23 protein-coding genes are annotated in these 25,642 nt (G+C 54.3%); 18 read left to right on the top strand and 5 right to left on the bottom strand.

Translation table 11 applies throughout. The annotated features are described in order from the left end of the window. Window positions 1-28: 28 nt before the first annotated feature. Window positions 29-1,120, top strand: a complete 1,092-nt coding sequence (locus tag NXT01_RS03910) for a UDP-N-acetylmuramate dehydrogenase (protein WP_259077813.1) — start codon at window positions 29-31, stop codon at window positions 1,118-1,120. Here NXT01_RS03910 and NXT01_RS03905 read toward each other — a convergent pair. Continuing rightward, window positions 1,117-2,820: a long-chain-fatty-acid--CoA ligase gene (locus tag NXT01_RS03905; RefSeq protein ID WP_259077639.1), complete on the bottom strand. Its 1,704-nt coding sequence runs from the start codon at window positions 2,818-2,820 to the stop codon at window positions 1,117-1,119. The genes NXT01_RS03910 and NXT01_RS03905 overlap by 4 nt on opposite strands. A 178-nt stretch (window positions 2,821-2,998) precedes the next feature. Here NXT01_RS03905 and mshA point away from each other — a divergent pair, with 178 nt between their 5' ends. Both mshA and NXT01_RS03895 read left to right on the top strand, forming a co-directional pair. Next, window positions 2,999-4,216: a D-inositol-3-phosphate glycosyltransferase gene (gene mshA / locus NXT01_RS03900; RefSeq protein ID WP_259077635.1), complete on the top strand. Its 1,218-nt coding sequence runs from the start codon at window positions 2,999-3,001 to the stop codon at window positions 4,214-4,216. Window positions 4,217-4,221: 5 nt separating this feature from the next. Further along, complete coding sequence (locus NXT01_RS03895; RefSeq protein WP_259077633.1) at window positions 4,222-5,691, top strand: succinic semialdehyde dehydrogenase; 1,470 nt, start codon at window positions 4,222-4,224, stop codon at window positions 5,689-5,691. Here NXT01_RS03895 and NXT01_RS03890 read toward each other — a convergent pair. Next, on the bottom strand, window positions 5,688-6,917 hold the full coding sequence (locus NXT01_RS03890; protein WP_259077630.1) for a hypothetical protein: 1,230 nt from the start codon (window positions 6,915-6,917) through the stop codon (window positions 5,688-5,690). The genes NXT01_RS03895 and NXT01_RS03890 overlap by 4 nt on opposite strands. Before the next feature lie 145 nt (window positions 6,918-7,062). Between NXT01_RS03890 and NXT01_RS03885 the strand changes: the two genes are divergently transcribed. Then, window positions 7,063-8,631 (top strand): DUF885 domain-containing protein, encoded by a 1,569-nt coding sequence (locus NXT01_RS03885; RefSeq protein WP_259077618.1) that lies wholly within the window; start codon window positions 7,063-7,065, stop codon window positions 8,629-8,631. Here NXT01_RS03885 and NXT01_RS03880 read toward each other — a convergent pair. Continuing rightward, complete coding sequence (locus tag NXT01_RS03880) at window positions 8,623-9,567, bottom strand: S1 family peptidase (RefSeq protein ID WP_259077616.1); 945 nt, start codon at window positions 9,565-9,567, stop codon at window positions 8,623-8,625. The two genes, NXT01_RS03885 and NXT01_RS03880, sit on opposite strands and share 9 nt — an antisense overlap. 232 nt (window positions 9,568-9,799) lie before the next feature. Here NXT01_RS03880 and NXT01_RS03875 point away from each other — a divergent pair, with 232 nt between their 5' ends. Genes NXT01_RS03875 through NXT01_RS03865 form a run of 3 tightly spaced genes read left to right on the top strand, consistent with a single transcriptional unit; the run spans window position 9,800 to window position 12,310 of the window. After that, window positions 9,800-10,546 (top strand): phosphoglyceromutase, encoded by a 747-nt coding sequence (locus tag NXT01_RS03875; RefSeq protein WP_259077613.1) that lies wholly within the window; start codon window positions 9,800-9,802, stop codon window positions 10,544-10,546. A gap of 31 nt (window positions 10,547-10,577) precedes the next feature. Further along, window positions 10,578-11,600, top strand: a complete 1,023-nt coding sequence (locus NXT01_RS03870) for a cell wall metabolism sensor histidine kinase WalK (protein WP_259077611.1) — start codon at window positions 10,578-10,580, stop codon at window positions 11,598-11,600. After that, window positions 11,600-12,310, top strand: a complete 711-nt coding sequence (locus tag NXT01_RS03865; RefSeq protein ID WP_259077609.1) for a response regulator transcription factor — start codon at window positions 11,600-11,602, stop codon at window positions 12,308-12,310. Before NXT01_RS03870 ends, NXT01_RS03865 begins: the two co-directional genes overlap by 1 nt. On the opposite strand, the gene NXT01_RS03860 is transcribed toward NXT01_RS03865, so the two are convergent. After that, on the bottom strand, window positions 12,270-13,220 hold the full coding sequence (locus tag NXT01_RS03860; RefSeq protein ID WP_259077607.1) for a hypothetical protein: 951 nt from the start codon (window positions 13,218-13,220) through the stop codon (window positions 12,270-12,272). The two genes, NXT01_RS03865 and NXT01_RS03860, sit on opposite strands and share 41 nt — an antisense overlap. Window positions 13,221-13,432: 212 nt before the next feature. On the opposite strand from NXT01_RS03860, the gene NXT01_RS03855 reads away from it, so the two are divergent. The 4 genes from NXT01_RS03855 to NXT01_RS03840 all read left to right on the top strand — a co-directional run bounded on the left by NXT01_RS03855 (window position 13,433) and on the right by NXT01_RS03840 (window position 16,151). Further along, window positions 13,433-14,212 (top strand): hypothetical protein, encoded by a 780-nt coding sequence (locus NXT01_RS03855; protein WP_259077606.1) that lies wholly within the window; start codon window positions 13,433-13,435, stop codon window positions 14,210-14,212. Between the two features lie 77 nt (window positions 14,213-14,289). Continuing rightward, window positions 14,290-15,093 (top strand): pyrroline-5-carboxylate reductase, encoded by an 804-nt coding sequence (proC, locus tag NXT01_RS03850; RefSeq protein WP_259077603.1) that lies wholly within the window; start codon window positions 14,290-14,292, stop codon window positions 15,091-15,093. Window positions 15,094-15,303: 210 nt separating this feature from the next. Next, window positions 15,304-15,495: a helix-turn-helix domain-containing protein gene (locus tag NXT01_RS03845; protein WP_259077602.1), complete on the top strand. Its 192-nt coding sequence runs from the start codon at window positions 15,304-15,306 to the stop codon at window positions 15,493-15,495. 554 nt (window positions 15,496-16,049) lie between these two features. Further along, complete coding sequence (locus tag NXT01_RS03840) at window positions 16,050-16,151, top strand: 30S ribosomal protein bS22 (RefSeq protein ID WP_003402602.1); 102 nt, start codon at window positions 16,050-16,052, stop codon at window positions 16,149-16,151. 88 nt (window positions 16,152-16,239) lie between these two features. Here the strand turns inward: NXT01_RS03840 and NXT01_RS03835 are convergent, their stop codons facing one another. After that, complete coding sequence (locus NXT01_RS03835; RefSeq protein ID WP_259077600.1) at window positions 16,240-17,328, bottom strand: HAD-IB family hydrolase; 1,089 nt, start codon at window positions 17,326-17,328, stop codon at window positions 16,240-16,242. Between the two features lie 254 nt (window positions 17,329-17,582). Here NXT01_RS03835 and NXT01_RS03830 point away from each other — a divergent pair, with 254 nt between their 5' ends. The 7 genes from NXT01_RS03830 (at window position 17,583) to NXT01_RS03800 (ending at window position 25,493) form a co-directional block, all read left to right on the top strand. Beyond that, window positions 17,583-17,819, top strand: a complete 237-nt coding sequence (locus NXT01_RS03830; protein WP_259077598.1) for a glutaredoxin family protein — start codon at window positions 17,583-17,585, stop codon at window positions 17,817-17,819. 145 nt (window positions 17,820-17,964) lie between these two features. After that, entirely contained in the window at window positions 17,965-19,296 is a 1,332-nt protein-coding gene (locus tag NXT01_RS03825; protein ID WP_259077596.1) for a glutamyl-tRNA reductase, read from the top strand. Window positions 19,297-19,298: 2 nt separating this feature from the next. Beyond that, window positions 19,299-20,186: a hydroxymethylbilane synthase gene (gene hemC, locus NXT01_RS03820; RefSeq protein WP_259077593.1), complete on the top strand. Its 888-nt coding sequence runs from the start codon at window positions 19,299-19,301 to the stop codon at window positions 20,184-20,186. 14 nt (window positions 20,187-20,200) lie between these two features. Beyond that, the gene (locus tag NXT01_RS03815) at window positions 20,201-20,962 is read left to right on the top strand and encodes a uroporphyrinogen-III synthase (RefSeq protein WP_259077590.1); all 762 of its coding nucleotides are present in this window, start codon (window positions 20,201-20,203) and stop codon (window positions 20,960-20,962) included. A 16-nt stretch (window positions 20,963-20,978) separates the two neighbouring features. Beyond that, window positions 20,979-21,983 (top strand): porphobilinogen synthase, encoded by a 1,005-nt coding sequence (gene hemB / locus NXT01_RS03810; protein WP_259077587.1) that lies wholly within the window; start codon window positions 20,979-20,981, stop codon window positions 21,981-21,983. Window positions 21,984-22,039: 56 nt separating this feature from the next. Next, window positions 22,040-22,582, top strand: a complete 543-nt coding sequence (locus tag NXT01_RS03805) for a hypothetical protein (protein WP_259077584.1) — start codon at window positions 22,040-22,042, stop codon at window positions 22,580-22,582. A 523-nt stretch (window positions 22,583-23,105) separates the two neighbouring features. Then, complete coding sequence (locus NXT01_RS03800) at window positions 23,106-25,493, top strand: hypothetical protein (RefSeq protein ID WP_259077583.1); 2,388 nt, start codon at window positions 23,106-23,108, stop codon at window positions 25,491-25,493. Window positions 25,494-25,642: the final 149 nt, after the last annotated feature.

Raw genomic sequence — 25,642 nt, 5'->3', positions numbered from 1 at the left:
CAATAAGACTACCCTTTAAAGGGTGAGTATGCCTTCTGACACCCTCGAATCTCTATCCCGCATCGATGGCGTTGCGCTTGATCAGCGCAGCTTCGCGGATCTCACCACCTTGCATATAGGGGGTCGCCCCCGCGCTACTATCAGTTGCCAAACTTCTGACTCAGTGGTGGCCGTGGTATCGCTTCTCGACGCCCACCACATTCCCTTCCTCATCGTTGGCGGCGGTAGCAATCTGGTCGTCGCCGATGGAGAATTACCAATCGTGGCCGTGGTAGTAGAAAGTGATACGGTTCGGATCGATAAAGAGACCGGTCAGCTCTATGCTGAGGCCGGCGCCTGCTTCGATGACGTGGTGGCCAAGAGTATCGCCGCCGGCTTGGGTGGTCTGGAGTGTCTCTCCGGAGTCCCTGGTTCTACCGGCGCCACTCCGGTGCAAAATGTGGGAGCCTACGGGGTAGAAATCGCCGATATCCTGAGCGGGGTAGAGCTCTATGACCGTATAACAGGCATTAGGGAGTGGGTGAGCGCAGAAAGCTTAGAGCTGAGCTATCGCTATTCTAATTTGAAGTTCACATCCCGAGCCGTTGTTTTAGCCATTACTGTGCAGCTGCGTACCGATGGTCTTTCCGCGCCGGTGCGCTTTGGGGAATTGGCTCGCCAATTGGGGATCGAGGAAAGCGAGGAGGAGCCGCGCCGCCCAGCTCACCTGGTGCGTTCTGCGGTGCTGACCTTGCGCGCGCGCAAAGGGATGGTTTACAACGAAAAGGATTTTGATACCTGGTCAGCGGGTTCTTTTTTCACCAACCCCATTGTCGACGAGCAGCAACTACGCGTAGTACGCCAGGTTTTAGGGGATGAAGCTCAGGCAATGCCGTGCTTTCCCCACGGGGACACACATTATAAACTTTCTGCGGCGTGGCTTATTGAGCGAGCGGGCTTTTCTAAAGGATATCCAGGTACAGGCCCGGCACGGTTATCGGATAAACATACTTTGGCCTTAACTAATCGCGGTGATGCGAAGGCCGCTGATATTGTGGCCCTCGCCCGCGATATTCAGGCTGGGGTCGAGGAGACCTTTGGGGTCATTCTCGAGCCCGAGCCGATTTGGGTGGGGATTTAGCTATTGCGCTCGAGGAGTGCATCGCGCACCTCGCGGCGCCTGATTTTGCCGAGCGGGTCGCGGGCAAGTTCCTCAAAGTGGTAGAAGGAGCGGGGCACCTTATAGCGGGTGAGGCGCTCGCGGCAGAAGGATTTCAACCCCTCCGGATCCAAGATGGCGCCGGGGGCGAGGGTGATGGCGGCAACAACTGATTCGGAGCCGTCGTCACGCGGTAGCCCCACAACGGCGCAATCCGTGACGTCGGGGTGCTCCGCCAAGGCCTCTTCAACCTCCGCGGGGTAGACATTAAAACCGCCCGTAATAATAACTTCCTTGATACGAGCCACCAGACGAATAAAGCCGTCTTCTTCCATAATTCCCACGTCACCGGTGCGATACCAATCTTTATGGAAGCTTTCAGCGGTGGCTTCTTCGTTATTTAAGTAGCCAGCGAAAACCTGAGGGCCGCGGGCCAGGACTTCACCTTCGGTACCATCGGGCATCGTTTCGTCGAGGTTATCGGGGTTCGCGATGCGAACTTCGGTATCCGGCATGGGAATCCCAACATAGCCAGGGCGACGATTCGGATTCATTGGGTTACCTACCAAAACAGGTGAGGTCTCGGTGAGACCGTACCCCTCAACGAGCAAACCACCAGTGAGCTTCTCCCACTGTTCCACGGTACTCACCGGCAGGGAGGATGCGCCCGAGAAGGAATTGCGCACTCCCGAAATGGAGATTCCCTCGGCCTCCGCCGCTTCGGCAATTTTCTGATACAAGGTCGGTACACCCGGAACCCACGTGGGCTTAACCTTCTTAATCATCTGCATCACCAGCGGTATTTGCGGTGCAGGTAAAAGGAGGAGCTCACCACCAACATAAACGGAGAGGTTCAAGATAACGGTGAGCCCATAAGCATGGAAGAAGGGCAGTGCAGCGAGGAGACGCTCTTCTTGATCGCCTAGGCCTGGTACCCATGCTTTACCTTGTAAAAGGTTGGCAAAGAGATTGCCGTGGGTCAGCTGCGCGCCCTTCGGGGCCCCGGTGGTGCCAGAGGTATAAAGGATCACAGCTACTGATTCCTTAGTAACCTCTACGTTATCGAAGACATCCTCGCCATTGCCGCCGAGCGCAGTGCCAGTGAGCACACTCCAAGGAATGGTATTAGGGGCATAGGCATGGAGTTGATCGCGCTTTTTAATGATCGCTGGAATGGGGAGTTTGAGAGCATAGCGCTGCAGCGTAGGCATCGCGTGGATCATATTGACAGAGACAATAGTCTCCAGCGGGGTCGTACGGCGCAACTTCTCCAGGGTTGAACACACCTTATCCCACACGATTGCGACTCGAGCGCCGTGGTTTTTAAAGGGCTGCTCTAGTTCGCGCGCAGTATACAACGGATTATGCTCAACGACCGTGGCGCCTAGTTTTAAAACCGCAAAATAGGCGGCTACGTGTTGCGGGCAGTTTGGTAGTGCGATAGCAACGCGGTCTCCGGCGCGCACGCCTAGGGCTCGCAGCCCGGCGGCAGCGGAGCGCACCTGTTTATCCAAATCGCCATAAGTTTCGCGGCGACCAAAAAAATTGGTCGCATTTTTATCAGCGTTAACAGCAATGCTGTTGTCATAGACATCGACGAGCGTCGAGTTTTCGTAGTCCAGAGTGTGGGGGGTCCAGTCTCCGTAATACTGCAGCCAGGCCTTGCTTTCGAGAGCAGACATAGAAAGTGTCCTCTTCTTTCGTGGGGCACGGGTGACCGTGTCGTGAAATAATTGCTTTCCCCACTCTACAATAAAACATGACGCTTTCCTCATATACGCGCCAGATTTTATTTCCCTTCCAAATCTTCATATAAAACCATAAGCCCAACGCGGTCAACAGATACTACACTTGACGGTCATGCGCGTCGCCATGATTTCTATGCACACCTCCCCCCTGCTACAACCAGGAATTGGAGATGCCGGGGGGATGAATGTTTATATCCTCAATACCGCGATGAATCTCGCTCAACGCGGGGTTGACGTGGATATATTCACCCGCGCCATAAGGCCTAGCGAAGGCGAGATCGTAACAGTGGCACCAGGCCTCCGGGTGATCAATATCGCAGCTGGCCCCTATGAAGGGCTGGCTAAAGAAGAAATGGCGACGCAATTAGCGGCCTTTAGTAGCGGCATCGTGCGTTTTATTCGCGAGCATCATTCCTATGACCTTATCCATTCCCACTACTGGCTGTCCGGACAAGTTGGATGGTTGCTGCGCGAGGTCTTTGGCATCCCCTTAGTCCACACCGCCCATACCCTAGCCGCGGTAAAGAACCACGATCGCGCCCTCACCGATACTCCTGAGTCAGAAGCGCGCCGGATCTGTGAGCAGCAATTGGTTGACCACGCAGATCTCCTGGTGGTCAATACTGCTGCAGAGACGAAGGATTTGGTGTACCACTACGACGCCGACGAGGCCAAGATCAGGGTGATGACCCCAGGCGTGGACACCACTCTTTTCACTCCGGGAGAGGATCGGAATACTGAGAAGGCGCGCCGGGAGTTAGGAATTCCGCTCTATGCCAAAGTGGTTGCATTTGTGGGTAGGCTTCAAGAATTCAAGGGGCCCCATGTACTCATTGAGGCGATTGCCAAACTTATTCATGCCGATCCGCACCGCGATCTCTATCTCGTGTTGTGCGGTGGGGCCTCGGGGGCCGCGGCAAGTATGACGCAGTATCACGCGATGGTTGCTGATCGTGGCATTGCCCACCGAGTGCGGTTTTTCAGGCCACGGCCGCCGCAAGAATTAGTGAGTATTTACCGTGCAGCCGATATCGTAGCGGTGCCGAGCTATAACGAATCCTTTGGCTTAGTTGCCATGGAGGCTCAGGCCTCGGGTACTCCAGTGGTGGCGTCCAAGGTGGGCGGCTTGCCCATTACGGTCAGCGACCGGGAAACGGGAATCCTCGTGGAGGGGCATAATCCGGCTGATTTTGCTACCGCGCTCGCCACGCTGTTAGATGATGATTCTTTGCGCATCACGATGGCTCGGCGCGCCCACATCCATGCTCAAAAATTCTCTTGGGATCAATCGGCCGAGGTATTGGCGGGAATCTATAGCGAGCTATGCTAGGAGATATGACACCTTTAGAAGTGAGAGATCCTCGTACTGGCGAATGCGTCGGTCAGGTCAGTGAATTAGACGCCCAGGCAGTCGACCGCGCATACGCCGTCGCCCAGCACGCACAAGTCAAGTGGGCTCAGGTTCCTGTGAAAGAGCGCGCAGCCATTATGATGCGCCTGCATGATTTGATTTTGCGCAATCACAATGAGTTATTGGATCTCATCCAACAGGAGACGGGAAAGAATCGACGCAGTGCCTTCGATGAAATTCTCGATGTTGCGGTGACCGCCCGTCACTATGCCAAAAGAGCCCCGTATCTGTTGCGGCGGCATGCGGCGCAAGGGGCTTTACCTATGGTGACCAAAACTCGCGTCGATCATGCACCCATTGGTGTCGTAGGTATTATCTCACCGTGGAATTACCCACTTACCCTCACGATCTCTGACGCCATCCCCGCCTTACTTGCTGGTAATGCGGTTATTTTAAAACCAGACTCCCAAACCCCGCTGACCGCTATCTACGCGGCTCGTCTCCTCGTTGACGCAGGCCTAGATCCAGATCTTTACCAGATCCTTCCTGGGCCTGGGCGTATTGTGGGCGATCGGATAGCTCGCGTCGCTGATTATCTTATGTTTACCGGTTCCACTCAGACCGGGCGTAGCCTCGGGGCGATCGCGGGGGAGCGCCTTATTGGTTTTTCGGCCGAATTAGGGGGCAAAAATCCCCTCATTATTAGTCCCGATGCCGATCTGTCGCGCGCGGTCCGCGGCACCATTGAGGCGGCCTTTTCTAATTCCGGTCAGTTGTGCATCAGTATCGAGCGGGTCTATGTCCACCAAGATATAGCTGATACTTTTATTCCCGCACTTGTGAAGAAAGTCAAAGAAATGCGCATTGGCGGTGGCGGCTGGGAAGAAGATATGGGTTCTTTGATATCTGCGGAGCATCGCACGCATGTGATGGAGTACTTAGATGACGCGCTCAGTCATGGTGCCACCTTATTGCACGGTGGTCCGCGCGATGACCTAGGGCCAGCATATCTAGATCCTATTGTGCTCACCGGAGTCACAGACAGTGCGCGGCTATATCGCGAAGAGGTCTTCGGCCCGGTTATCGCTATCGAGGTCGTAGCAGATGAAGAGACTGCCATTAAAAAAGCCAACGATACCCAGTACGGATTGAATTCGGCGGTCTTTGCTCGTAGTCGCACGGGATGGCGTATCGCCGGCCAATTAGAGTCTGGAACGGTCAATATTAATGAAGGTTTTGCTGCTGCCTTTGGTTCGGTGGATGCTCCCATGGGTGGATGGAAAGCGTCGGGAACAGGGCGTCGGCACGCTGATGACGGGCTATTGAAATATACCGAGGCTCGCACCATTGCTGAGCAGCGATTTTTCCCCATCTCTGGGCCTCAAGGGGTAGATCGAGAACGGTATGCAGGGTTCTTAATGAATGTCCTACGCTGGGGTAAGCATATCCTCTAAAGGCGTCTCCACCCGGCTCGGAGCACGATGAAGCCTACGGCAATGATCGGAAGAATTCCCTGGCCGCCAGTATTGGGGAGGCGGCCAGGGGATGACTTAGTCTGAGTTTCGGCTGTGCGCGCTGGAATTTCGATGGTGGATATTTCGCTCGGAATAGAAAAACCCCAATTGGTCTGATCAACGTCATACCCTGGGGGTTCCTGAGTCATGATCAGGCAGTAGGACTGGCCACTTACCAAGCTAGCGGAGGTGATCTCTGGGGCAAGAGGAGATGTGGTGAGCGGAAAGAGATGCAATGGTTGAGTACCGGGGATCAACTGGTAATCAGGGGAACAGCGGTAGAGATCGAAGAACGCGCCGCCAATCTCCTCGCCATTTTCATTGCGTACAATAATATCAATGGTGGGAGCAGCCGCTAAAGGTTCAGTATGTACCCGAATTGTTGCAGATTGACCTGCGGGAATGCTCAGTGGGAGTTGCGCGCTCTCAAAGCGCCCACTTAAAAAACCTACACCCGACGAGGAAACCTCCAGATAAGCCACGCTGAGCTCGGCAGGGGGGCGGAACTCAAAGGGGGAGAGACCGAAGCGGTTATCCACAAAGAAAATATGGTCTTCGCCTAAACCTGAGGCGACACCATCGAGATATATCTGCTCCCCCACACTGTAAGGCTCGGGGATATCCTGGCACGCAGTGGCGCTTAGCTCAACACCAAAACCAACTGTGAGGACCACGTGATTTTTAGCTCCGCACTCAAGCTGATTCACAGGCGAATCAAGCCGGCTAGTGAGGCGAATGCGGTAAGTGCGATTAGACAAGGGTGCAAGATCACCGCTATCGACTATATAACCCTCTTCTGTGGCGAGAAGATCAACTGCTGTGGGTTCTAGAAGCTGTACCCGCTCGAGCATGAGTCCTGGGCTTATAGCGGGAGTATCCACGAGGGTGAAGGGCTGTGTGAAGGGGGTGTTATTGCGAACAGATATCAGATAGTCGAAGGAGTAGGGGGCATCCTCTGCTTGTTCCAGGGCGATCTTCTCCACGCTGATGGGCACCACGCCGCTGAGATATTCGAAGGCCTCTAGGAATGCGCGATTTAAGGCCACAAGCGGAGATTCACCACGAGGTGAAGAACTAGTTAACTCAGGCTGGGCATAAGCGACCCCGGTATTGAGACTCAGCGCAAGCAACAGACCACCAAGAAGGGTGCGTCGCAAACGGGACATGGGGCATCCTCGGGGTCAAGAGTTGGTCAATGCTGCCTCATGGTAACACCGTCACTCGTGCAGGTGAGGGAGGCGCCACCGGGAAAGTCATCCACTCCTTTTCATTGTGTACGACCAATACACTAGGTGGGTTAAACTTGTTGATATGACGCATTCAACTCCCCTTGATCTCGCTGCCGATCGCTATGTTCACGATATGGCGGCCCTCATCCCTACCCTAGCTAGTGCCTGGGGACTTGATGGCTATGAGGACCAACTGCAGGACTACAGCCCCGACTACCACGAGCAGGTATATCAGCGCACCGCCCGCATGCTGGCCGAGCTGGATCACCTCGACGGCGATCCTATAGCCAAGGCCACCATGCGTGACCGACTAGGGGTAGAAGTGGCCATGTCTGAGCAGGGCGAGGACCTAAGAGATCTCAATAATATTGCTTCCCCCATCCAAGATATCCGCGATACCCTCGTGCAAATGGGCGAGACCGGCCGAGCCGATAGGCTGCGCAAAGTTCCCCAAGCGCTTGAAGGCTATCGCCAATCACTCGCTCTTGCTGCTGATCGCAAAATGGTTGCAGCCCAGCGTCAAATCCACAAGGTTATCGCTGAAATCGATACATTGATTAGCGCTGACACCTTCAACGGTTTTGGGCCGGAGAAGGATATCAACAAAGCCTATGAAGCTTTCGCATTTCTGCGGCAGTGGTTAAAGGACGATTTGTTGCCCCAAGCTCCGCATACAGATGCCTTCGGTAGGGAGCGCTATGAACTCTTAAGCCACCTCTTCGTCGGTGCTCGTGTTGATCTCGACGAAGCCTATGAATGGGGAAACGAGCAGCTCAAGGACATCATCGCCCAACAACACGCGTGTGCTGCGGAACTCTATGGGCCCGATATGGATATCGCCACCTGTTTTGAGCGCCTAGACCGTGAGGATCGCTATACTCTCCGCGGTGTTCCGGCCCTGCAGCAGTGGATGCAACGGGTAGCCGACGCTGCCGTGAATGATCTAGCTGGCATCCACTTCGAGATCCCGCAACTAATGCGTACTATCGAGGCCTGCATTGACCCAGCTGGCACGGGGGGTATCTTCTACACCCAGCCCTCCGCCGACTTCTCTCGCCCTGGTCGGATGTGGTGGTCGGTCCCTGAAGGCGAGGACACTTTCCATACATGGCAGGAATTAACCACTGTGTACCATGAGGGCGTTCCAGGGCACCACCTGCAGTTGGGAACGGCCCTTCTGGCTCAGGACCGCTTGAACCTGTGGCGCCGGATCGCCTGCTGGAATTCCGGACACGGTGAAGGATGGGCCCTGTATGCAGAGTCACTAATGGCAGAACTAGGATATTTCGACGATCCGGGTTACCGCATGGGCTATCTTGATGCCCAACGTCTGCGCGCAGCTCGCGTCGTCCTCGATATCGGGGTGCACCTTGAGAAAAAGAACCCCGACGGAGGCGTGTGGGATTATGATTATGCGCGCGCCTTCTTACGCCGTCATGTAGCGATGGCGGAATCAGCCCTCGATTTCGAGATACACCGCTACCTCGGCTGGGCAGGCCAAGCGCCCAGCTACGCACTGGGGCAGCGCCTATGGCAAGAGCTGCGAGCTGATGCCGCTACAGCGGGAATGAGCGCTCCGGAGTTTCACGCGAAGGCGCTATCCGAAGGCTCAATCCCTATGGATATTTTGCGCCAGGCAGTGTTAGGGTAGCCGAAAAAGTCCGCGCACAATCCCAAAAATCACTCCCAGTACCCCCAAGATTCCAGCAATGATGCCGGCGATCATACCAGGTGTGCTGGGGGCTTTCGGTTGCGGAGAGCTAGGGGGCTTGGGCTGCGTAGTTGGAGTATTGGGCTGAGTAGTCGGTTTTTTTGGTGGCGCCGTTGGGATCTCAGGGTGGGTGGTCGGAACCGTAGGGTGGGCAGACGGGGCCGTAGAGTGAGGTGCATAAGGATCCTCGGTCTGCGGGACACTATCAGGACCTTCGTGAGACTTTATTATGTCTTCCACCCACTTCAAGTGGGGATGAAGTTCCGCATAATCCGCGAAGCCGGCGCTCGCCTTAAAACTTGACGAGGTTACCCCAGCAACGGCGCCATCGATCACCAATGGACCCCCGGAATCGCCGCGGCGCGGCGAGGCATCATTTAAATACTGCACTTCGATGGTCGAACCACCAAAACCAGCAGGATCCATGCGTAGCCTCTTAACAGCGATATCAGCTTTTTTGAGCCGGTGGAGGGTACCGCCGCCCCAGCCATAGGTGATACCTAGATCGCGGAACTGGGCTTGTTTGGGATAAAGCCCAGGGTAGGTAGGTACCGCCATATTCTCACTAATGTGCAGAAGCGCAATATCGCCAAATTCTGGAACCGTAGCCGAATCCACGAGGTACTGCCTGGCCTGGGGGTCATCCTTGAATGGCCGGTTGAGCCCGTGATGAACCGTGCTGGAGTGAGCACAATGGCGCGCGGTGAGTACCCAATGCGGATGAATAATCGTGCCAGTACATACCCCAACCTGAACGACTGCCTGAGCAATGGGATCATCGGAACTGACTTCTACTCCACCCACCAGTGCATGAGCCACAGGCACGTGGCCGAGCAAAGAGGCGGCTAAGCCTAAGGCCACGATAGACTTCTTCACGTTCTAACCTTTCTCACCCGTTTGTGATTGCGGTTTTTGATCATAGAGCACTTATGCCATACGAGAAATATGTGGACACCAAGCTTCCTTCTTCCGCACCTACGAGACCTCTGCTGAGCTGCTCTCAGGACCCTCCTAGGGGATCGTGTAAAAGTGTTAAAAAGTCCACATTTGCCCGACATGTTGGTTTTTCGAGCTGACTTTGCGCCCATTTAATGGCACACTAAGAGCTATGGCTAATGGAAAACTAGTACTCCTCCGTCACGGACAGAGCGAGTGGAATGCGTCCAACCAATTCACGGGCTGGGTTGATGTCAACTTGACCCCTCAAGGCGAGGCCGAAGCAAAGCGCGGCGGCGAGCTCATGAAGGATCAGAATATCCTCCCCGACGTGCTGTATACCTCCTTGCAGCGTCGTGCTATTCGCACCGCACAAATTGCTCTCGACGCCAGCGACCGCCTGTGGATCCCCGTTGTGCGCGATTGGCGCCTCAACGAGCGCCACTACGGTGCACTGCAGGGCCTCAATAAGGCTGAGACCAAGGAAAAGTACGGCGAAGAGCAATTCATGGCGTGGCGTCGCTCCTATGACACCCCACCACCAGCACTCGATGATAATAGCGAGTTCTCCCAAGCACACGATCCTCGCTACGCACACCTGGATGAAGTGCCCCGTACCGAGTGCCTCAAGGACGTTGTTGCTCGCTTTGTTCCTTATTTCGAGGAAGAGATTTTGCCTCGCGTGAAGAAGGGTGAAACCGTTCTCATTGCTGCGCACGGTAACTCCCTGCGGGCCTTGGTCAAGCACCTCGACCATATCTCCGATGATGATATTGCTGGTCTCAATATTCCAACCGGTATCCCACTGGTCTACGAGCTTGATGCTGAAGGCACCGTGCTGAACCCAGGCGGCACCTACCTCGATCCTGAGGCAGCTGCGGCTGGTGCTGCTGCCGTTGCTGCTCAGGGCGGCAAATAATACTCCCTTGAAAGCACGAGGATAGTACGGCATGGAACTCCTCCTTGCTTTCGGCGCGGGCGTGGCCTTGATGGCCTTAGCCCGCGCTTTTTTCAATCCACCACCGCAGCGTGTGGTGGCCAATGATCACGATATCTTAGAGCGAGCCCCCATCGGTCTGCTCATTATCGATTCCGATGACCACCTCATCTTTGCCAATAACCTCGCGCGTCAGTTGGGGTTGGATACGCTGGGTATAGGACGACAGGGGAGTTCCACCATTCAGCTAGCTGAAAAGATTCTCCATATTGAGCGCTCTGACCTTGGGAACGCTACCGCGATATACGCCTACGATGATTCCAAACATCATCGACTCGAAGCAGCCCGCCGCGATGTGGTAGCCAATATTACCCACGAATTGAAAACCCCAGTAGGCAGTATTGCTTTATTAGCTGAGGCGCTACGCCATAGCCTTGACGAGCCGGAACAGGCAGAAAATTTCAGCCAACAGCTCTACGCAGAGGCACACCGACTCGGGGAGATGATCTCCGAACTCATTGCTCTCTCCCAGCTTCAAAGTGCACGTCCGGGAGACAATATGCAGCTTGAACCACTCGATGAGATTATCTCCTTAGCCCTCATGCGCAACCAATTGGCCGCCGATAATGCCCACATCTCTCTCAACAGCGAAACTGCACCAGGGCTGAAACTTTACTGTGACGCCAGCCTTCTGGCCACAGCGCTATCTAATCTCATCTCCAATGCTATCCACTATTCCCCTGCTGGCTCCACGGTATGGGTGAGTACCATCTCGAATAATGAGGGAATAGATATTGTGGTGCGCGATCAAGGTATTGGGATTGCGCAACGCTATCATGAGCGTGTTTTCGAACGATTCTTTCGCGTCGATGTGGCCCGTTCCAGGGCGACGGGTGGCACGGGACTGGGGCTGGCTATTGTTAAGCATATTGCCCATATCCATCACGCTCAGATACGTGTGGAGTCTGCAGAGAATAGGGGTTCAACCTTTATTTTGAGCTTTCCTCCAGGTGAATGTAGAGGCGGTGAGCAATAATGACTACAGTTCTTTTGGTTGAGGACGAAATGGCCTTAGCAAGCCCCTTGATTTTTCTCCTGGAAAAGGAGGGGTATCAGGTCATCCACGCTGCCAATGGTCCAAGTGCGTTGGTGGAATGTGATACTCAAGCAATAGATATCGTGCTTCTCGATCTCATGCTGCCCGGGATGTCTGGGGTGGCAGTGTGTAAAGAATTGCGAGAAATGAGTTCCGTACCCGTCATAATGGTGACGGCAAAAGATTCCGAAGAGGATAAAATCCGCGGCTTCGAGGTGGGGGCAGATGATTATGTTACCAAACCTTTTTCTGCCAAAGAATTAGTAGCACGCATTAAAGCAGTGCTGCGTCGCGGTCCAGATCGCAGCGTAGATCGCAGCATAGATCGCAGCGAAGATCGTGGTGATCAGGTAGAGCGTGGCACGAGCAGGCTTATCCTCGATACTGATACCCGCTCTATTGTAGTGGACGGCTTGAGACAATCCTTAGCCCCCAAAGAATGCGAGCTTCTCGAATATTTTATGTGCAATCCAGGTAACGTTCTCACCAGGGGTTTGCTTATTGAGCGAGTGTGGGGCGCTGACTATGCGGGAGCGACTAAGACTCTCGACGTCCATATCAAGCGGCTTCGAAGCAAGATAGAAAAGGATCCCAGCAACCCAATTCACCTTATGACCGTGAGAGGCGTGGGTTATCGCTTCGAGCCCTAAGAGTAGCGGGATGGGTATAGAAAAGCCTTTCTACCAGCTCTGGTGACATGGTTTTCTCAGCCTCCAGGCGGGCATTTTCCCGCATGATGAGATGATTTTCGAGAATATCGAAGCAGGCAGTGCCAAGCAAAGCCAATAATTCTTCTCGGCAACTACGCCACAGCGGTTGGGTATTCTCATGGCAACCAGGTGCGGTCGTGCAATACCAATCGAAATCCTCACCACCATTGCCCCATCCGCGCCTGGTGTACTCAGTAATGGTGGTGCGCAGAATTTCCTGCCCGTCACTCCGCTGCTCGTAAGCATCAATTCCGCGCAGGGGAAGTTGCCAACACACTTCTGGCTTCACCACAGTGAGATCTCGACCGGTTGCACTGGCCCACTGGTGCAAGGCGCATCCAGTCCCAGAGGCCCACCCAGGACGATTGGCAAATATGCATGCTCCATCAATAATCGCTGTTTTTAAAGCGGGCTCGTTCTCGCCCTCCTCATTTTCTAATTCATCCCACTCCAACCACGGCTCTATAAGCTCGGGGCGATGATGAACATCATCAATGACATCATCGGTGGTATCAGGGCGCAATTGCCAGTAGCGGGCAGGCATCTGAGAAACAGCGTCGAAAAGCGCTACGCGATCATCCTCATCCGCGAGGAAGGCACCGTGATTGCAGCAGCCCACGGATGGAGCATCGCTTAAGATTCCGTGACAGCGGGAGGTCCCGAAGGCACAGCGATAATGCGATTCGAGCCATGTGAGGTCAATGTCAAGAATATGGAGGGGATCCTCAGGGTCGGTAAATTGCCACCATAAACGGGGAAAATCCGGTGCTAATTCCGCCCCCGAGAGGATACTTCGCCCGGCTGGACTGGTTCGGGGGAAGCCCAGATTAATCCGCGTATGCTCGTTCACACCCGCATATCCTAGACGCATCGGGGGAAAATATGCGATACGGGTGGGCTATGGCTGATAAAATTCTTGTGAATATATAATCCTCTGAGAGTTTCTCAACTAGGGCTATACTTGCACAAGCTCATGATAACGCGTTGAATAACCTAGAGATGGCTATAGGATTATGCTACCCAGATACCTAGAGCCGAGAATACTTGGGAAGGTAATGAAAGATGAGTGAGAAACAGCTTACAGTTGCTGAGCTCCTAGCCAGGGCCGGCAAGGAAGAGGCTGCCGAGCCCACCCGCCGGCGCCGCCGCCGCAGCCTCGACGAAGGCGGCGTCTCTGTCGCCGAACTAACCGGCAGCATCCCTAAGGTGGAGGCAAAACCCGCCGAAGCAAAACACTCATCGGAACCCCTCGATCCTGATCCTGAAGACACCCCCGTCACGGTAGTCGCAGAGGACGTTACCTCAACCCCACCGTCGACGGAGCCAGAGGTTATTGTTGACAACGTTAATACCAGTGTCAACACCGAGGACGAGGCAGATAGCGCAGATGAAACGGTGGTCCTCTCGGTGGTACGCGAGGATGAACCCGTGCGCCTGACCACCTCTGGTTTTCCGGCACAGGAGAAGCAGGTGGCGGTTGCTGATCTCACTGAGAAAAAGCCTCCGGCTACTGGCTATGATGTCGAAGGCCAGCCCACCCCAGTCTTTGAAGAAGAGGAAGCGGCTCCCGTTGAGGAAGAGACCCGTTCTATCTCGGTGCTCTCTGTGATCCTCATGGTCGTTGTGGGAAGCATTATTGGCTTCAGCGTCTTTGCAGGTTTCGAATATCTGTGGGGTCATTTCAGCAAGAGCGTTGTCGGGGCACTTGCGCTCGGCGCAACCGCAGGTCTGGTAGTGGTAGTGAAGATACTGCGCACCTCACACGATATCTTCTCCATGGCGCTGGCAGCCGTGGTTGGCCTGGTCATTACCTTTGGGCCGTTATTAGTCGTTGGCTTCTAAGTTTCCATCCCCGCCTGAGATAAGAGGCGGGGTTTTTCTTAAGTGCATTTGCTTCAAATTTTTGGCATGGTAGAACCATGACATCTGTAGCAGTAGTTGGTGGCGGAAAAATAGGCGAAGCTCTTATTGCGGGGCTGATCGAGGGTGGCACGAACCCCAAGGATATTCACGTATCGAATAGGCGGGAGGAGCGGGGAACCTTTCTGCTTGAAACATACGGCATTGTCCCGTTTGACGAACCAGCCGCTGCCGTCGACGGGGTAGATGTCGCATTTTTGTGCGTCAAACCCAAAGTGCTCCTGAATATTGCCGACGAGATCTCTGATGTGATCTCCAATAATGACGCCACCACCGTGGTGTCGATGGCGGCTGGGGTCAGCTGCGCGGCTATCGAGGAGGTTCTGTCCGCCGGAGCACCGGTAGTCCGCGCAATGCCTAATACCCCGATGCTGGTTAACAAGGGCATGATTGCCTTGGCTCCGGGGCGCTTTGTCGAGCAGGAGCAACTAAACGAGGTGGTAAAACTCATTTCTGCGACGGGTCGAGTGCGCTTAGTGCTTGAACAGGATATCGACGCTGTCACCGCCATGAGTGGATCCTCACCGGCCTATTTCTTTCTCATGATTGAATCCATGATCGACGCGGGAGTGGCCTTAGGTCTAAGCCGCGATGCTGCCCAAGAGTTGAGTATTACCGCCCTGGATGGTGCGGCGGCCATGTTGCGTGAGACGGGCGCAGATCCTGCACATCTGCGCGCTAATGTGTCCTCCCCAGGTGGTGCCACGACGGCCGCGATTCGCGAATTTGAAGAGTCTGGTTTCCGAGGCATGGTCTACCGGGCAACGGCCGCGTGTGCGAAGCGTTCGGGGGAGTTAGGGTAATAGATACCCCTGCACAGACAATCCAAGCTGGCTCGGCTGTCGGACTTTACCGTGCTCAGCGAGGTTGATATGAAAACGAGGGGTACTTTTTTTAACTTCTGTTCGCAACAGTCACACCGTTCACGCTAGAATCGTAGAAGCACGTGCGTGTTTTGTTCTGCAGGAGGGGAAGCCTGCAGCGCGCTCGCCGCTGAAGGGTATAGGTTAACTATGGCTAGAGAAGAAAACGGAACCTTTTTAACAGTCGCGGAAGTCGCAGAAATCATGCGAGTATCCAAAATGACTGTTTACCGGCTTGTTCACTCCGGTGAGCTGCCAGCGGTTCGCGTTGGACGCAGTTTCCGCGTTCACGAAAAAGCGGTCAATGAATATCTGAATGCCTCGTATTACGAAGCAGGTTAATATCAGATATCTCAGTGAACCCAGTGCCTGTGAAGGCGCCGACGGCGGTGTATAGGTCTGCGCATGCAGTCTGTATACCGCCATTTTCGTCGTCCTAGATAAGTGCCCGACCCTCGGCAGCAGCCAAGATATGACCTGAGGTTCGATTTATAGAGCGATCCCTTGTTTGAAGCGTGGCTCGATCTGTGGCTCCATCCCTTGTTTGATTCATGCTCCGATCTTTGGCGCGGTAGTGTGATAACCGAACAAGTACCCCAAGTGCCCAAGGCGGAAACTGCCCTCTTAATTTTTGTTCATGGCTGATGCTCGGTATGATTGACACCATTCGTGTCAGGCAAGGCTTTTGCACGAGAATTTCTCGCGGATGCGGCATCGTATCTCCATGGGTGGCCACGGTTACTCTTTATGGCTGGGATGCGGTATCTTGTTGAGATTTTCACACCGCAGGGCGAAAGTGCACTTCGGACTGCTGGGAAGCATTCAGTCCGTGCAATGAGCCAGCAAGACTGACGTCGGAAGTACGTACATCCATCTAGTAAGCGAGGGAAACCGATATGGGTTCTGTCATTAAGAAGCGCCGCAAGCGCATGTCCAAGAAGAAGCACCGCAAGTTGCTCCGTCGTACCCGAGTGCAGCGTAGAAAACTCGGTAAGTAAAACGTCTGTCAAGATCCCTGCCCCAAGGCATCACCTGAAACGATTGGTGAAATCTTATGGGCAGGGATTTTCTGTGTCACCGTACCAGCTAGGATCGACGACGAGCTTTCCAGGTTCGCCACGAAAACAGGGCTGTGATCAGAGCGGGAGCACCAAAGGTGCGCACCGCCTTGCGTACACTGCGATAATCATATATTTCCCACCCATGTGCTTTGGAAATCTTGCGAAGCTGGCGATCGGGATTAATAGCCACCGCCGTACCCACCATCGACAACATGGGAGTATCGTTAACCGAATCAGAATATGCGGTGCACTGTTTGAGATCGATCCCTTCTAAGGTGGCCAATGCCGCCACCGCATGGCGTTTGCCGGGGCCGTGAAGAATATCACCGACGAGTCGACCCGTAAACTTGCCATCCTCCACCTCGGCAACGGTGCCTAAGGCTCCAGTAAACCCTAGGCGTTCTGCGAGAATCTGTCCCAGCTGGACAGGTGTGGCCGAGACGAGCCACACTTGGTGGCCCGCAGCTAAATGTTCTTCGGCTAGCTGCTTAGTACCTGGCCACATTCGATCGCTCATATGGGAATCGACGATCTCACGGCAGAGCTCGACTAGATCAGCGGTCTCTCGTCCTGCAATAAACTCCAGTGCCTGTTCTCGACCGATAGCGACGTCCTTCGCAGATTCTTGACCGGTTACACGGAATTTAATCTGCTTCCACACCATCGGAATGATATCCCCGACTGTAATAAAGCGCTTGCGGAAAAGACCGATGGCAAAGACAATCATCGAAGACCCTTGTATTAAGGTGTTGTCGATATCGAAGAAGGCAGCCGCTCGCTCTGTAGGCGGGTGAGTAGGGTCCGGTTGCTGTTTTCTGCCTCGCCCCGCGGCCTCAAATGCTCCAGATACGGACTTTAAACCAGAGTCGTAGTCACTGAGCTCTAGTCCAAAGAGCTCGCTAGCTGCTAGAGCGGCCGCTGCTTCACCAGCTGTTCGTTGGGCTTCATCGTCGATAGGGGGGAAGGCTTGCTCTTCGAAAAAACGCCGCATATTGCCGCGCGTGCTGCTCCAGCTCGCCAGAAAATCTTCGGGTCGCTGGTGCCACTGCGGGTTTCCGGAGTGTGAGGGTGAAGGGACATCGCCTGAATGAGATGCAGGTTGAGGGGAATTCATTGCGGGTAGTCACTACCTTATGGGGCTTGGTGAGGTGCTGGTTAACGCTACTATCTATCATGCCAGACACACGTATATTCCGCCGTAGCCCTTGCACTAAGCCAGTTGATAGTTTGATTGATACCAGCCCGTGGGGTGTAGCGCATAGGAAGCACAAACCAGCTGCTCTTCCTCAGCCTAAAAGTATTAGGCTAGGAGGTATTTAAAGAAGATTCCGTGGGGTCATCAGCGCGGCATAAAAATGGGGAGGATCTATGGCATCGAAGGTCGAATTGATGGTGCGCAAGCAGTGTGGCTCGTGTGTGCGGGTGCGGGAGCAAATACGTCCGGTTGTACAGGCGGCTGGTTTGGAATTATTGGTCATTGACGTGGAAACCGATCGCGAGCTTCGTGCTGAGTTCTCGGATCGGGTGCCCGTTGTGGTCATCGACGATGAGGAATTTAGTTGCTGGGAGGTGGACAATAGCGACTTAGCCAAGGCTTTGTTGTAAAAAAGTGCGTGATATGACAAGGTTAAATAAACCTTAAATATGCAGGAATTATCCATCTAAAGTTGGATATCTATTGCGCTTTTGGTGGATAGCTACGCGATGCACACCTAAGCGAACGTGGAGAACAGAGAAGGGATAACAGGCGATGAGTGTCCTCGTTGTGGGATTATCCCACAAATCAGCGCCCGTCTCTTTGCTGGAAAAATTAAGTCTTGATCCCGAGCACCGCGATCGCATGGCTCACCAGCTCCTGGCTCGAGACTCAATATCCGAGGCCATGATCATTTCTACGTGTAACCGAGTTGAGGTCTACGTCGTTACTTCCTCCTTTCACGGTGGAATCTCGGATATTGTGAGTGTTCTCCAGCTCAATTCAGGGGTCGATTTCGACCAACTGCGTTCCTCTCTATACGTGCGTTACGATGACGCCGCAGCCGAGCATATGATGGTGGTGACCTCCGGCCTCGACTCCATGGTCTTGGGGGAACAGCAAATTATTGGTCAAGTCCGCTCCGCCTACCAAGCCTCAATTGCTGCTGAGAGCGTTGGCCCGAAATTGCACGGCCTAGTACAGGCCTCGCTCCATACGGGCAAGCGCGTCCACTCCGAGACGGAAATTGATGCAGCTGGAGCCTCAATGGTGTCCTTTGCTTTTGAGCAATCTCTTGGGCATCTGCAGGCGGAGGATTTTCGAGGGAAAACCGCGCTCGTCTTAGGGGCGGGTGTCATGGCTTCCCTGGCCGCCACGCACCTTGGCAGACTGGGCATTAACAAGCTCATCATCTCCAACCGCACCCAATCGCGCGCGGAGCGATTAGCTGAGCATGCTCGCGAATCAGGGGTAGAGGCTGAGGTTATTGATTTCGGCCTGCGTACTCAAGCTTTGCGCAAAGTTGATATTGCTGTTTCAGCCACGGGCGCCCAAAACTTCACCATTACCGCTGCCGATATCCCTGCCATGGACCAGCGTCAATCAGAGCTGCTTCTTATCGATCTCTCCCTGCCTCGTGATATCGAGGATGCGGTGACCGAAAGAGGAGCCAGATTGGTCAATATCGAACGCCTTCACGCCATTCGATCCGACCGTGGATTTATTCCCTCCGACGCCCAAGCTCAAGCGATTGTTGCGGAGGAACTCAAAGCCTACTGCTCTGAGCAGCGGATCAAGGATGTCGTTCCCGCGGTGACGGCTCTCAGGCGCCACGGAGCGAAGCTTGTTGAATCCGAGATGGCCAGGCTGCGCTCGAAAGCAAGTGGGCTCGATGCCCAAGAGCTGCACGAAGTTGAGCGATCAATGCGGCGCGTCGTGGATAAATTGCTCCACCAACCCACAGTAGCCGTGAAACAACTAGCGGCTGAATCTCGGGCCGTCACCTACGAAAGTGCCCTCCAGGAGCTTTTCGGGGTCGCACCAGCCGGTCGATCCATTACGGTCGATCTCGACGCGATGCCGCTCAATGAGGAAATAGGAGCCTAGAAATGTTGACAATCGGTACCCGAGGATCGCTACTGGCCACCACGCAGTCTGGCCATATCCGAGATGCACTGCATCAACTGGGGTACCACGCAGATCTTCGCATTGTCACCACACAGGGGGACGTCAATATGGCCCCAGTGGAAAGAATCGGCGTGGGAGTATTCACCCAAGCCTTGCGTGATGCCCTCGCCCAAGGAGACTGCGATATCGCTGTTCATTCTTTTAAAGATCTCCCCACCGCGCCCGACCCCCGTTTTTATTGTGTGGTTCCTCAGCGCGCTGATGTCCGGGACTGTCTCATCGCTCGCGATGGCTTAGATTTCGCAGCCCTTCCCGAAGGCGCTGTGATCGGAACCGGCGCCCCGCGCCGTATATCCCAGTTGCGGGCGATGCGTCCAGATATTCAGACCCGCCCCTTACGAGGCAATATTGATACTCGCATAGCCAAGGTGCGCTCTGGGGAACTCGATGGCGTTGTTTTAGCATATGCGGGGCTGGCGCGCGTCAATAGGAATAACGAAGCTACCGATATTTTTAATCCTGAGCAGTTTATTCCCGCCCCTGCGCAAGGCGCATTGGCGGTCGAATGTCGCGCAGACGATCAGGCCGCTATTGCTGCTATTTCACAGCTAGCAGACCACCCCGCTACAGCGTGTGCTCTCGCTGAACGAGCGGTTTTAGCCCACCTCGAAGCCGGCTGCACGGCTCCGGTGGCCGCCTATGCTCGTCTAGAGGCAGATACTCTCACTCTTGTGGGAAGTGTTACCCGACTCGATGGCGGCCTCACGCTGCGAGCCCACGCAACCGGGGCTGTGGATCAGGCTGCGAACCTAGGCGAAGAGGTGGCGGCAAAGCTCTTTGCTCGTGGAGCCGCGTTGCTCCTCGATTAGGACTTAAGGCCATTATGATGCCCGCAATCGTGGTGCCTCGAGCGCTCGGACAGGCACAAAACATGGTTAACGCCATCGAGCACCACGGCATGCGCGCCCTCGTCGTACCCATGATCGCCATCAAACCTACCCGCGATCAACAGGTCTTATCTAAGGCATTACAAGGCGCATATGAGTGGGTCATTTTCACCTCCACCAATGCTGTTGATGCCTGCCGCGAGGCCTTACCTCTCCATGGAGTGAAAATAGCGGCCGTCGGCGTCAAAACCGCACGTGCGCTCGAAGAACTCGGCCAATCGGTTGATGTAGTTCCGCCCGCACAGCACTATAACGCCACTGGACTGCTCACTATTTTTCCTCCCTTTTGTGCACAGAGCACACACCAACCCCAAGGCGCAGGGAGAGTTCTGCTGCCTCGAGGCAACCTGGCGAGCCCAGAACTACCCGCAGGGTTGACCTCGCTGGGATATGAGGTGGACTGCGTCGAAGCCTATCGAACCGTGGAGGCACCACCGCCCCCACCAGAGGTGCTAGAGATTATGGCGGCAGGCGACTACGCGGCAATCTGTTTGAGTTCGGGATCGATGGCTCGACATTTTGTTAGTCGTTTCGGTCTTCCACCACAGCGGTGTGTTGTGGGCTGTATCGGTCCCCGCACCTTAGCCGTGGCCGAGGAGCTCGGACTACACTCCACAGTGATGCCCCCTGTTGCCACTGTCGACGCACTGGTTAGGGTCACCATCGACCAAGTACGATCAAGGTTGAAATTCGAATAATAATGAAGGCTTAATCATGACCTCCCACTATCCACAACGCCGTCCTAGGCGGCTGCGCGTTAATGCCACGATGCGAGATTTCGTTGCAGAAACAACGCTGCAACCCGCAGATCTCATTTACCCGCTCTTTATTGCCCACGGTCTATCTCAACCTCGTGAGATCAGTTCGATGCCTGGCCAATATCAACACACGATGGACTCCTTGCGCGAAGTCGTCGGCCAAGCGATTGAGTGTGGTATCCGCTGCATTGATCTCTTTGGAGTCCCTGACGAAGGTAATAAAGACGCTCGTGGCACGGAAGCGAGCGACCCGGATGGCATCCTCAACCGAGCAATTTCAGTGCTCCGCCAGGAATACGGTGATGATATCCTCATTATGGCCGATACCTGCCTTGATGAATTCACCGATCACGGTCACTGTGGAGTGCTCACTGAGAATCAGTGGGGTGAGATGATCGTTGATAATGATGCTACTCTTCTCCGTTATAAAGATATGGCGGTATCGCAGGCGCGAGCCGGAGCGCATATTATCAGCCCATCGGGAATGATGGATGGACAAATCCGCGCGATCAGGGAGGGGCTTGACGAAGCGGGCTACCATGATGTGGCCATTATGGCCTACTCCGCTAAATATGCATCTGCATTCTTTGGGCCATTCCGAGAAGCCGTCGGCTCCAGCCTGGTGGGGGATCGGCGCGCTTATCAGCAAGACCCCGCGAATGCGCGCGAGTCGCTGCTTGAAGTCGATCTAGATATAGCCGAAGGTGCCGATTTCGTCATGGTAAAACCAGCCATGAGTTATCTCGATATCGTACGGCAGGTAGCAGATCGTTCACCTATCCCAGTTGCCGCCTACCAAGTCTCGGGTGAATATGCGATGCTACACGCGGCAGCCAGTAACGGGTGGCTCGACCTCGATGCCGTGATGATGGAATCCCTGCTCTCTATTAAACGTGCAGGCGCTGAGCAGATTTTGACTTATTTTGCGTTGGATGCGGCAAAAAAGCTCCGTAACTTTTAAACTGGAGAGACAAATTTATTGGCTTGCGGAGCCACGAGAGTAGATTTTGAGGAATTATGAGCGAACCGGGATCAAAACCTGAATTAGTGGCTTTTGCGATCAAACTGTTAAGCGGCATTTTTCTCATCGAGATTCTCCACCAGATTATCGCCACAGTGGGCGCTATCATCCACCGGGATACTCTTATCCGACAAATTCAACAGGCTTATGCGGATTCGGATGCCGGCCTCAAACCCGGCCCCGCGATGCTCGATCTCCTTGCAATAGTCAGTATTTGCTTCTCGGCCTTAGTTGCTATCGCTCTCGTCGGGGTCTTTGCGTGGTTTGTGACCACCTTGTCGCAGCGGGGCAAGCGATCTGCGATGGCCCGACGATTGCTTATTTATGTATGTATATATCTCAGTGTTCGGGGAATTTTTGTCTTTGCTGTCACTGAGGCAAGTGCTATGTCCTTAGTGCTGTTAGCAATCAACGGCAGCTTACAAATTCTTATCGGTGTGGGAGCAGCCTTAGCGGTTTATCTTTTAGGCCGAGAAGAGATGCGTCGCTGGGCTGAGGATGACACTAACTCCACGCCCGTATCGTCGATTCGGTCATAGAAAGGCGTATATAGCGGGTGGATGAGGCCGCCGCGGTGTTCCTTATTGTCCTTTCAGTACCCATCAGAGTCCCGCAGTTTCTCACGGTGTTCTCCAGTGCCGTGAGAAACTGCGGGGTTTTGCTATGACTATAAGATTTTTCTAAGTATTTAGTGAGCTCCCAGTCCTGATAAAAAGCATTTGAATATAAATACTCTTCAATCGTGAGTGGTATCACAAATATATTATGCTGTGAATAAGATCCCCAATATCTAGTAGCATATCAGCAAAAGCGCAGATCAGACCATAGGTGAGTGGAAGAAAGAGGTCCGTTTCTTCGGCCTTTTCTGGGGATGATATTACTAAGAGCCTTAGCCGGTGTGCATAGTTATTTCCTATTTGTTACCGTGGTCTTCACAGAAAACTTATTAACTACAGGAGCTCCTGAGGGTCGACTGATTGCTTGGCTCCACGAGCAACCAGCTCGACCAAGACGGGGTGCGGATATCGCCCTCATACAGGCGCTCCGAAAGAAAGGTTCACGATGACGCAAACCTATGGCCGTCGCAATGCGGGGAAAAACCTCAGTGCTGGCAAATTCCGCACAGGGCTTTCCGCAGCTGCAATTATCGCCTTAGCCGCAACAGGCTCCCTGAGCGTCCCAGTGATTGCTGAGGAGAACCCAGCAGCTGATGCGCAGGTTGAATCTCAAAATCAGGATGCACAGACTGATGCGCAGTCTCAGGACGCTCCAGCAGCAGACGCTCCAGCGTCGGATACTGAAGCGCAAGATACCCAGACGCCGGATGCTCAGACTCCACAGGGTGGCGAAAAAGCGCCAGCTTATGAATCTGCTCCAGTTACGGAAGATATCAACGATCTCCCCGAAGGCCTTCGCGACCTTATCGGTGGAGCAAATGACGAGACCGATACCGACAACGATGGTATCCCAGATGCTTATGAGGCCTTCTACGGAACCAAAGTGGGCAATCCTGATACCGACGGTGATGGCATCCTGGATGGCGACGAAGTTCTAGGAACGCACAATCAAACATTCCCTACCGGTTATTTTCCTGATACCCCCGGCTCAACCAACCCTGCCGATGCCGATACCGATAACGACGGCACGAGCGACGGTGTGGAGCTTAAGGTTAAGTACAACGAGGTCACCGGGGAGACCGAAACGCTCGACGGTGAAAAGACCGACCCCAACGACAGCACCTCCGGTGCTTTGACTCTAACTTTGCCCGACGGTGAGGATACCGACAACGACGGCCTCCCCGACGCCTTCGAGCTAGAAATTGGTACCAAGATCGACAACGTTGACTCCGACGGGGACGGGATTACCGATTACGATGAGGTCTTCGCAACCGTGTCGAACGATCTCTTCAAGAATCATTCCTTCAATCCGGAGTGGCCAGCAGGCAATACCGACCCCAACAACGCAGATACCGACGGAGATCTGATCCCCGACGGAAAAGAAATGCAGGTCAAGGTCCGAGGCAATAAAACCGTTGACGATGGCATTCCGGGCACCCTACCTACCGACCCAAACAAAGCTGACTCGGACGGCGATGGCCTCACCGATAAAGAGGAGCAGGACTACGATACTGATCCTTGGGAAGCAGATACCGATAATGACGGCATCGGTGACGCCGCTGAGGTGAAGGGTCTACTCTCGGATTTCGAGACCAAATTTGATCCCTCACGTCCAGCGGGCAATACCAACCCTAAGGATCGGGATACCGACAAAGACGGAGTGCTCGATGGTATTGAATTGGGTACCTACGTCGATGAGGCAACGGGCCAGACCTTTGTGAACCCTACCCTCGATCCTCGCTTCTTCACCGATCCAAACGTACAAACCGTCGATACCGACGGTGACGGCCTAGCGGATCCCGTAGAAGAGAACTTCGGAACCAACCCTCAGGCGAAGGACTCTGACGAGGACGGAATTGATGATTTCTCTGAAATTGCTGGTACCTTCAACCCCTTCAAGGATCAACACGCAGACGGCATCAATTTCCCAGGGAGCACCAACCCAACTAATAACGATACGGATGGCGACGGTATCCTAGACGGTGAAGAACTGAAGGTTCGCTTCGATGAGACCGAAGGCCGCAGTATCCAAGATGAATCTGCCTTCGGTGAGTACACCAACCCTAATCGCGATGATCGCGTGGTGGATACCGATGGTGACGGCATTCCCGACGACGAAGAGATCGCAATCGGAACTGACCCACAGCTGGCCGACACCGATAAGGATGGCGTTAATGATCTGGACGAGCTAACCGGCAAATACGGTGAGCCAACCGATCCCCGCGATCCAGACTCCAAGCCCGCGACCGCTGTACCTGAAGAAGCTCCTAGTGTTGAGCTTCCTGAGGGCGAAGTGCCGGAGACCGCTGTACCTGAAGAGGCTCCTAGTGTTGAGCTTCCTGAGGGTGTAGTGCCAGAGGCTGCTGTTCCTGGCGAGGCTCCTAGTGTTGAGCTTCCTGAGGGTGTAGTGCCGGAGACCGCTGTACCTGAGGAGGCTCCTAGTGTTGAGCTTCCTGAGGGTGTAGTGCCAGAGGCTGCTGTTCCTGGCGAGGCTCCTAGTGTTGAGCTTCCTGAGGGTGTAGTGCCGGAGACCGCTGTTCCTGGCGAGGCTCCTAGTGTTGAGCTTCCTCAAGGCGAAGTGCCGGGGCAAGATAAGACCGGTAGCGCCGATCTTAAGGATCCGAAGTTCTGGACTAACCTTCTCGGTGGGGGCGCCATTGCCGCAGCAGTGACTTTCGCTATCGCAGCGCTGGTATCTCTGATTCCTGGTGGTCCTGTTGCCGGAACCTGGCCTCAAAACCGCCACGCACCTTTTGATTGGACCCGCCCATTCCCATGGCTGCGTCCTATCGTTGATTCCTTCATGAAGAACTTCACTAATCCACAACGCTAGGATCAGGAAGTCCTAATACAGAAGATTAGGCGATGACTTTGGCTCTGAGCTGCTGATGAAATAGCAGCCCAGAGCCTTTTCATTTCTCTTAGCCTGCTTCAGAAAGGCGGAGTTCCGAGGAAAGAACGCCCAAAGGAAGCTCACGAGGT

It is taken from the genome of Corynebacterium sp. ES2775-CONJ, assembly GCF_024814515.1.
GTDB lineage: Bacteria > Actinomycetota > Actinomycetes > Mycobacteriales > Mycobacteriaceae > Corynebacterium.
The sequence above is the reverse complement of the archived record's forward strand: the minus strand, read 5'-3'. Positions and strand labels throughout refer to the sequence as shown.

Coding starts and splice junctions, on each gene's coding strand:
- NXT01_RS03910 (WP_259077813.1), top strand. CDS start 29: ATGCCTTCTGACACCCTCGAATCTCTATCCCGCATCGATGGCGTTGCG.
- NXT01_RS03905 (WP_259077639.1), bottom strand. CDS start 2,820: ATGTCTGCTCTCGAAAGCAAGGCCTGGCTGCAGTATTACGGAGACTGG.
- mshA (WP_259077635.1), top strand. CDS start 2,999: ATGCGCGTCGCCATGATTTCTATGCACACCTCCCCCCTGCTACAACCA.
- NXT01_RS03895 (WP_259077633.1), top strand. CDS start 4,222: ATGACACCTTTAGAAGTGAGAGATCCTCGTACTGGCGAATGCGTCGGT.
- NXT01_RS03890 (WP_259077630.1), bottom strand. CDS start 6,917: ATGTCCCGTTTGCGACGCACCCTTCTTGGTGGTCTGTTGCTTGCGCTG.
- NXT01_RS03885 (WP_259077618.1), top strand. CDS start 7,063: ATGACGCATTCAACTCCCCTTGATCTCGCTGCCGATCGCTATGTTCAC.
- NXT01_RS03875 (WP_259077613.1), top strand. CDS start 9,800: ATGGCTAATGGAAAACTAGTACTCCTCCGTCACGGACAGAGCGAGTGG.
- NXT01_RS03870 (WP_259077611.1), top strand. CDS start 10,578: ATGGAACTCCTCCTTGCTTTCGGCGCGGGCGTGGCCTTGATGGCCTTA.
- NXT01_RS03865 (WP_259077609.1), top strand. CDS start 11,600: ATGACTACAGTTCTTTTGGTTGAGGACGAAATGGCCTTAGCAAGCCCC.
- NXT01_RS03855 (WP_259077606.1), top strand. CDS start 13,433: ATGAGTGAGAAACAGCTTACAGTTGCTGAGCTCCTAGCCAGGGCCGGC.
- proC (WP_259077603.1), top strand. CDS start 14,290: ATGACATCTGTAGCAGTAGTTGGTGGCGGAAAAATAGGCGAAGCTCTT.
- NXT01_RS03845 (WP_259077602.1), top strand. CDS start 15,304: ATGGCTAGAGAAGAAAACGGAACCTTTTTAACAGTCGCGGAAGTCGCA.
- NXT01_RS03840 (WP_003402602.1), top strand. CDS start 16,050: ATGGGTTCTGTCATTAAGAAGCGCCGCAAGCGCATGTCCAAGAAGAAG.
- NXT01_RS03835 (WP_259077600.1), bottom strand. CDS start 17,328: ATGAATTCCCCTCAACCTGCATCTCATTCAGGCGATGTCCCTTCACCC.
- NXT01_RS03830 (WP_259077598.1), top strand. CDS start 17,583: ATGGCATCGAAGGTCGAATTGATGGTGCGCAAGCAGTGTGGCTCGTGT.
- NXT01_RS03825 (WP_259077596.1), top strand. CDS start 17,965: ATGAGTGTCCTCGTTGTGGGATTATCCCACAAATCAGCGCCCGTCTCT.
- hemC (WP_259077593.1), top strand. CDS start 19,299: ATGTTGACAATCGGTACCCGAGGATCGCTACTGGCCACCACGCAGTCT.
- NXT01_RS03815 (WP_259077590.1), top strand. CDS start 20,201: ATGATGCCCGCAATCGTGGTGCCTCGAGCGCTCGGACAGGCACAAAAC.
- hemB (WP_259077587.1), top strand. CDS start 20,979: ATGACCTCCCACTATCCACAACGCCGTCCTAGGCGGCTGCGCGTTAAT.
- NXT01_RS03805 (WP_259077584.1), top strand. CDS start 22,040: ATGAGCGAACCGGGATCAAAACCTGAATTAGTGGCTTTTGCGATCAAA.
- NXT01_RS03800 (WP_259077583.1), top strand. CDS start 23,106: ATGACGCAAACCTATGGCCGTCGCAATGCGGGGAAAAACCTCAGTGCT.